General features: G+C 70.3%; 5 protein-coding genes and 1 pseudogene. 2 read left to right on the top strand and 4 right to left on the bottom strand.

All coding sequences use genetic code 11. The annotated features are described in order from the left end of the window. Window positions 1-690, top strand: a pseudogene (locus AB0M39_RS41040) (hypothetical protein); the annotation flags it as partial. A gap of 96 nt (window positions 691-786) precedes the next feature. On the opposite strand, the gene AB0M39_RS41035 reads toward AB0M39_RS41040, so the two are convergent. The 4 genes from AB0M39_RS41035 to lysS form a co-directional block, all read right to left on the bottom strand. Beyond that, window positions 787-1,656, bottom strand: a complete 870-nt coding sequence (locus AB0M39_RS41035; protein WP_365374034.1) for a hypothetical protein — start codon at window positions 1,654-1,656, stop codon at window positions 787-789. Next, the gene (locus AB0M39_RS41030) at window positions 1,653-2,204 is read right to left on the bottom strand and encodes a sigma-70 family RNA polymerase sigma factor (RefSeq protein ID WP_365374031.1); all 552 of its coding nucleotides are present in this window, start codon (window positions 2,202-2,204) and stop codon (window positions 1,653-1,655) included. Before AB0M39_RS41030 ends, AB0M39_RS41035 begins: the two co-directional genes overlap by 4 nt. A gap of 223 nt (window positions 2,205-2,427) precedes the next feature. Next, complete coding sequence (locus AB0M39_RS41025) at window positions 2,428-2,625, bottom strand: hypothetical protein (protein ID WP_365374029.1); 198 nt, start codon at window positions 2,623-2,625, stop codon at window positions 2,428-2,430. Between the two features lie 178 nt (window positions 2,626-2,803). Then, window positions 2,804-4,534: a lysine--tRNA ligase gene (gene lysS / locus AB0M39_RS41020; protein WP_365374026.1), complete on the bottom strand. Its 1,731-nt coding sequence runs from the start codon at window positions 4,532-4,534 to the stop codon at window positions 2,804-2,806. Window positions 4,535-4,826: 292 nt separating this feature from the next. On the opposite strand from lysS, the gene argS reads away from it, so the two are divergent. Beyond that, the gene (gene argS, locus AB0M39_RS41015) at window positions 4,827-6,593 is read left to right on the top strand and encodes an arginine--tRNA ligase (RefSeq protein ID WP_365374024.1); all 1,767 of its coding nucleotides are present in this window, start codon (window positions 4,827-4,829) and stop codon (window positions 6,591-6,593) included. Window positions 6,594-6,710 lie beyond the last annotated feature (117 nt).

Here is a 6,710-nt window from a genome sequence, read left to right as displayed (position 1 = left end):
GAGGCGCTGATGCCGCTGAAGCTGGCGAAGTTCGGCGTACCGCTGGCCGACACCGCCCCGGCGGGCCTGGCCGCGGCGGGCGTGGACCCGGTGCTCCTGCCCCCGTCGCCCGCGGTCGCCGCCGCAGCCGCAGCCGCAGCCGCACCGGAACTGGAGTCCGGGGCCGCCCAGGCGACGACGCCCGCCGCGACGGCCGAGGAGGAGGCGCCGAGCCAGTGGTTCGCCACCCCTGCGGACGTGGCGTACCAGGGCGACTACGACCCGCACTACGAGCCGCCCATCTACACGCCTCCGCAGGAGCAGCAGGCCTTCTACGAGGGACAGCAGCGGCAGCTCCCGGTGCCGCGTCCCCGCGCGGGTAGGCCCGGGCCGGCTCCGGAACCAGTGCCCGAGCCAGTGCCTGAGCCAGTCCAGGAGGAGGCGCCGGAGCCGCACATCCAGGTGCCGAACGGCGCGGGCGGCACTCGGGCCCTCGGCGGGGGCGTTCAGGAGGCGGCGCCCTCGGACGAGGACCTGTATCAGGTGTACCGGTACTCGATAGACGGCGAGGGCATGCCCACACCCGGCGCCTTCGCCGCCAACGTCGAGGCCGCGTACGGGCTGCTCCTCCAGTCTCGCGAGCTGAACCAGTACATGGACCAGTTCGCGGCCCGTCTCAACGGTGAGCTGCTGGACGACCACATCGCATAGGACCGGCGAGGTCGGGAGGGCTCGGTGCCCGATGGCCGGCGGCGGAAGCGGGCGCCGTCGGTGGTCGGCGGCCCACCTGCCGAGCTGTGGTGACCTCTAGCGTGTTGCGCGCACATGGTCGGCAAGGTCGGTCACCTTGTCGTACTTCTCGCCCTCGACCACCATCGCGTCGGACGTCTCCTCCTCGCTCACGATGGGGTTGGCCACCTCCTGGCCTTCCTGGACGAAGAGTCCCTGGGAGGAGACGACACGGTAGTAGGGCCTGTCCCCCTCGATGGCCTTGACCACATCGGGAGAAGGAGTCTTCCCGGCCTGCTTGAGCTCCTCGAGATGGCGCTCGCCCTCCTCGGCCTTGGAACGAAGGAACCAGACCGACTCTCCCTCGGGCAACGTCGACTTCATCTGCTCCACCGCTGCGGCCGGGGCCTCGCCGCCCCCGATGAACTCGACCGTGAGCTGCTGCTGCGACGCATCGCCGAGCGCACCGTCCAGGATCTCGCTCGGCCGTAGGACGACGCCGATCATGAACAGACGGTCGCTTCCCTCGCCTTCGACGACCCTGGTCGTCCGGACGCCGACGACTTCGGCCGTCACCACGGCAGAGGCGGCCTCGGCAGCGGCATCGAGCGAGTCGTACTGCTCGGCCTCGCGCATGCCCGCGCCGAACCGGAGCGGCTCGAAGAACGCGGAGGCCGACCGCTGCCCCTTGCTGCCTGCCGTGTCGTCCTCGCCGAGAAGCTGCGGACCTGCGAGCAGTGCGACGGCCGTGACCGCCGCTACGACGCTGGCGGCGATCAACGTCGTCCGGGCAGGACGACGCGTGGGAGATGACATGCGAGTCTCCTCTTCTGGGGCGGTGACGAGTACGTTCGCCAGGACTTGGCGTCCGTCGTCGGTGTCATGCCATCCGTCGTAGGCGGCTGGGCGGGCGCTGCGCAGGACGCGGTGGATGTCGCGGTTCTTCACTGCTCTACCTCCTGGACCGGACGCGAGGCGCAGTCCCCGGCGGCTGCCCGTCCCATCTGGCGGTGAAGCCTGCGGCGGGCTCGGTGCAGCCGGACCGCGTAGGCCCCGGGGGAGCAGCCCAGCACCTTGGCGGCCTCGGGGCCGCTCAGGTCGTACCAGGCCGATACGGCCAGAACTTCCTGGTCCGCCTCGGACAAGCGACGCATCGCGGCGATGACGGACTGCCGGTCCGCTGCGGACACGGACTCGTCGTCCGTGGCCCGTTCCGCCGTCATGACGATGAGGCGTTCGGTCAGAGCGGTCTGGCGGCTGTGTCTGCGGAGCTCGTTCGCGATGATCTTCCTCGCGGTGCCGAGCAACCAGGGCAAGGCGGGATCCCGGACGTCCTCGATGCGGCGCCACGCCGCAAGGAACGTCTCCGACACGACGTCCCGCGCGGCTTCCGGATCCAGCCTGTGCGCGGCGAAGGCGTAGACACGATCGGCATGTGCGGTGAACAGCCCTTCGAGCCGGCGCTGCGTGCTTCTGCTGTCACCTGGGTCTTCCACCCCGCTCCCTCACCTTCTTGACCGCCGCTCGACTGAAAAGGCGGGGACGCCGAACTACGTCCCCACCTTGTTGTTGTCCGGCAACGCCGCCTGCATTACAGGCATGGCGTGATGCTCAGTGATAGGCGTTGACGTGGGCGTCGTCGTGGGCGCTGGCAGCCGTAGCGGACCAGCGGCCCGACCCCCCAGAGGCAGCCCATGCGGCCAGCGCGCCGAAGACGCCCTACGCCCGCTTCTTCGTCCGCTCGCCCCACACCGCCATGGCCAGCCCGACCACGGCCAGGGCGATGTATCCCCCGGTCGGTATCTCCCACCACTTGTGGAGCAGCCCCCAGGGGCCGTCCCCGAAGTTCCTGCCGGCGACGCCCAGCGCTCCCTGGATGCCGACGACCCAGCCGATGATCGCGATGATTTCCTTCATGCGTCCAAGGTCCCGCGCCCACCGGCCGAAAACGTCCTGCGCCGGACCGAAGCGCGGGTAGTCCGAAGGATGCACCGACGCCGGAGGGCCCCCACCCCGCCGGGATGAGAGCCCTCCATACAGACGCCGGTGAAGACACCAGCACAGCCGTCACGCGTGAGCCGTCACGCGCCCCGCCTCACTCCCCGAGCAGCTTGCGCACCCGGTCCGCCCCGACCGCCAGCAGCAGCGTGGGCAGTCGCGGCCCGGTCTCCCGGCTCACCAGCAGCCGGTACAGCAGCGCGAAGAACGACCGCTGCGCGACCTTCAGCTCGGGCGTCGGCTTGGCGTCCGGCGCCAGGCCCGCCATCACCTTCGGCACGCCGTAGACCAGGGTCGTCAGGCCGTCCAGCGACCAGTGCGTGTCCAGGCCCTCCAGCAGCAGCCGCAGCGACCGGCGGCCCTCGTCGTCCAGCGACGACAGCAGCTCGGCGTCCGGGGCGTCGCGCACCAGCGTGCGCTGGTCGGCCGGGACCTGGGTGGTGATCCAGTTCTCGGCGCGGTCCAGCCGCGGCCGGGCCTCCGCCAGCGAGGCCAGCGGGTTCGACGGGTCCAGGTCGCTCAGGATCCGCAGCGTCTGCTCGTCGTGGCCTGCGGTGATGTCGACGACCGAGGCGAGCGTGCGGTACGGCAGCGGGCGCGGCGTGCGCGGCAGCTCGCCGGCGGCCGTGCGCGCGGCCCGGGAGTACGCGGCCGCGTCGGCGGGCAGCACGGACCCGTCGGCGACCTTCGCCTCCAGCTTGTCCCACTCGTCGTAGAGCCGCTGGATCTCCTGGTCGAAGGCGATCTTGAAGGACTGGTTCGGCTTGCGGCGCGCGTACAGCCAGCGCAGCAGCGGCGCCTCCATGATCTTCAGCGCGTCCGCCGGCGTCGGCACTCCGCCGCGCGACGACGACATCTTCGCCATGCCGGAGATGCCCACGAAGGCGTACATCGGGCCGATCGGCTGCACGCCGTCGAAGATCTGGCGCACGATCTGCCCGCCGACGACGAACGACGAGCCGGGCGAGGAGTGGTCGACGCCGCTCGGCTCGAAGATCACGCCCTCGTACGCCCAGCGCATCGGCCAGTCGACCTTCCAGACCAGCTTTCCGCGGTTGAACTCGCTCAGCCGGACCGTCTCGCCGAAGCCGCACGCGCAGGTGTAGACGAGCTCGGTGCTCTCGTCGTCGTACGAGACGACGGTGGTGAGGTCCTTCTCGCACTGCCCGCAGTACGGCTTGTACGGGAAGTAGCCGCCGGCGCCGCCGCTGCCGTCGTCCTCGCCGGCCGCGCCGGAGCCCTCCGCGGCCTCCAGCTCCGCCTCGTCGAGCGGCTTCTGCGACTTCTTCGCGGGCGCCTTCTTCGTGCGGTACTGGTCGAGGATCGCGTCGATGTCGCCGCGGTGCCTCATCGCGTGCAGGACCTGCTCGCGGTAGACGCCCGCGGTGTACTGCTCGGTCTGGCTGATCCCGTCGTACTCCACGCCGAGCTCGGCCAGCGCATCGACCATCGCGGCCTTGAAGTGCTCGGCCCAGTTCGCGTACGTCGATCCGGCCGGCGCGGGCACGGAGGTCAGGGGCTTGCCGATGTGCTCGCCCCAGCTGTCGTCCACGCCCGCGACCCCGGCCGGGACCTTGCGGTAGCGGTCGTAGTCGTCCCAGGAGATCAGGTGGCGGACCTCGTGGCCGCGCCGCCGGATCTCGTCGGCGACCAGGTGCGGGGTCATGACCTCGCGGAGGTTGCCCAGGTGGATGGGGCCGGAGGGCGACAGGCCGGACGCGACGACGACCGGTTTGCCAGGCGCACGTCGCTCCGACTCGGCGATGACCTCGTCCGCGAAACGTGAGACCCAGTCGGTCTCGGTGCTGCTCTGAGCCACGATCGGCACGTCCTCTTCCTATGTCCTCGGTGCTCTCTAGGGCGCTCTCTAGCGAGCTGGCGTAAGCCATTCTCCCAGACGGACCCGAGCCGCCCGGGGTTGCCCGCCGCTGGCCGTCGTCCAGGTCACGGCTGGCCGTCGTCCCAGTCGCGGCTGGCCATTGTCCAGGTCGCGGCTGGCTATTCTCGCGGGAAATCGCCGCTGTCTCCATGGGATACTTGACAACCATCTCGATCATCTCGATCGATCCGATCTCCCTCGGCGTCTGCCTCGACGCCTCCCTCGACAGGAACGGAAGCTCATGGCCTCGGTCCCTTCCCTCGCTTCGACCGTGCAGCAGCGCATCGCGGACGCCCTCTCGGCAGCACTGCCGGAGGCCGGCGCCGCCGACCCGCTGCTGCGACGAAGCGACCGGGCCGACTTCCAGGCCAACGGCATCCTGGCGCTCGCCAAGAAGCTCAAGGGCAATCCGCGGGAGCTGGCGGCCAAGGTCGTCGAGTCGCTCGCGGCCGGCGACCTGCTGAAGGAGATCGAGGTCTCCGGACCTGGCTTCCTCAACATCACGGTCTCCGACCAGGCGATCACCGAGACCCTGGCGGCCCGCGCCGCCGACGACCGGCTGGGCGTCCCGTACGCCGAGAAGTCCGGCACGACGGTCATCGACTACGCCCAGCCGAACGTGGCCAAGGAGATGCACGTCGGCCACCTCCGCTCCGCGGTGATCGGCGACGCGATGGTGCAGATCCTGGAGTTCGCGGGCGAGAAGGTGGTCCGCCGCCACCACATCGGCGACTGGGGCACCCAGTTCGGCATGCTCATCCAGTATCTGATCGAGCACCCGCACGAGCTGGACCACAAGGACGCGGCTGCCTCCGGCGAGGAGGCGATGTCCAACCTCAACCGCCTCTACAAGGCCGCGCGGGTCGTCTTCGACTCCGACGCCGAGTTCAAGGACCGGGCGCGCCAGCGGGTCGTCGACCTCCAGGCGGGCGACGAGGAGACCGTCGCGATGTGGCGGCGCTTCGTCGACGAGTCGAAGATCTACTTCTACTCGGTCTTCGACAAGCTGGACGTGAAGATCGCCGACCCGGACGTCGTCGGCGAGTCCGGCTACAACGACATGCTCGAGGAGACCTGCCAGATCCTGGAGGACTCGGGCGTGGCGGTCCGCTCGGAGGGCGCCCTGTGCGTGTTCTTCGACGACGTGAAGGGCCCGGACGGCAACCCGACCCCGCTGATCGTGAAGAAGTCCAACGGCGGCTACGGCTACGCGGCCACCGACCTCTCCGCGATCCGCAACCGGGTCGGCGACCTCAAGGCGGACACCCTGCTGTACGTGGTGGACGTCCGGCAGTCGCTGCACTTCAAGATGGTCTTCGAGACGGCGCGGCGGGCCGGCTGGCTCACCGAGGACGTCACGGCGCACCAGCTGGGCTTCGGCACGGTCCTGGGCAAGGACGGCAAGCCGTTCAAGACCCGTGAGGGCGAGACCGTACGGCTGGTGGACCTCCTCGACGAGGCGATCGAGCGGGCGACGACGGTCGTCCGCGAGAAGAACAACGACAAGATCGCCCTCACCGAGGAGGAGATCGTCGAGAACGGCGCGCAGATCGGCATCGGCGCGGTGAAGTACGCGGACCTGTCGACGTCGGCGGCCCGGGACTACAAGTTCGACCTGGACCAGATGGTGGCGCTCAACGGCGACACCTCGGTGTACATCCAGTACGCCTACGCCCGCGCCAAGTCGATCAGCCGGAACGCGGCGGACCTGACGGCCCAGCCGCACCCCGAGCTCGAACTCGTGCCGGCGGAGCGGGCGCTGGGCCTGCACCTGGACCAGTTCGGCGAGACGCTGGCCGAGGTGGCCGCCGCGTACGAGCCGCACAAGCTGGCCGCGTACCTGTACCAGCTGGCGTCGCTGTACACGACCTTCTACGCCGAGTGCCCGGTGCTGAAGGCGGACACCCCGGCCCAGGCCGAGAACCGCTACTTCCTCTCGGAGCTGACCGCCCGCACGCTCCACCAGGGCATGGCCCTGCTGGGCATCCGGACGCCCGAGCGCCTCTGACCGGCTGACGGCTGACGGCTGACGGCTATGGCCGGGCTCCAGCGGCTGCGAGCAGCCGCTGGGGGCCCCCCCGAGGCCCGGCCGGGGCGGGGGGGGCGCAAAAGCGGCGGCCCGCAC

It is taken from the genome of Streptomyces sp. NPDC051907, from assembly GCF_040681075.1.
In the GTDB taxonomy this organism is placed as follows: Bacteria; Actinomycetota; Actinomycetes; order Streptomycetales; family Streptomycetaceae; genus Streptomyces.
Note: the sequence above shows the minus strand (reverse complement) of the source record. Positions and strands in the feature narration are given on the sequence as shown.

Excerpts from the sequence above, each read along its gene's own strand:
- AB0M39_RS41025 (WP_365374029.1), bottom strand. The coding sequence starts at position 2,625 with ATGAAGGAAATCATCGCGATCATCGGCTGGGTCGTCGGCATCCAGGGA.
- argS (WP_365374024.1), top strand. The coding sequence starts at position 4,827 with ATGGCCTCGGTCCCTTCCCTCGCTTCGACCGTGCAGCAGCGCATCGCG.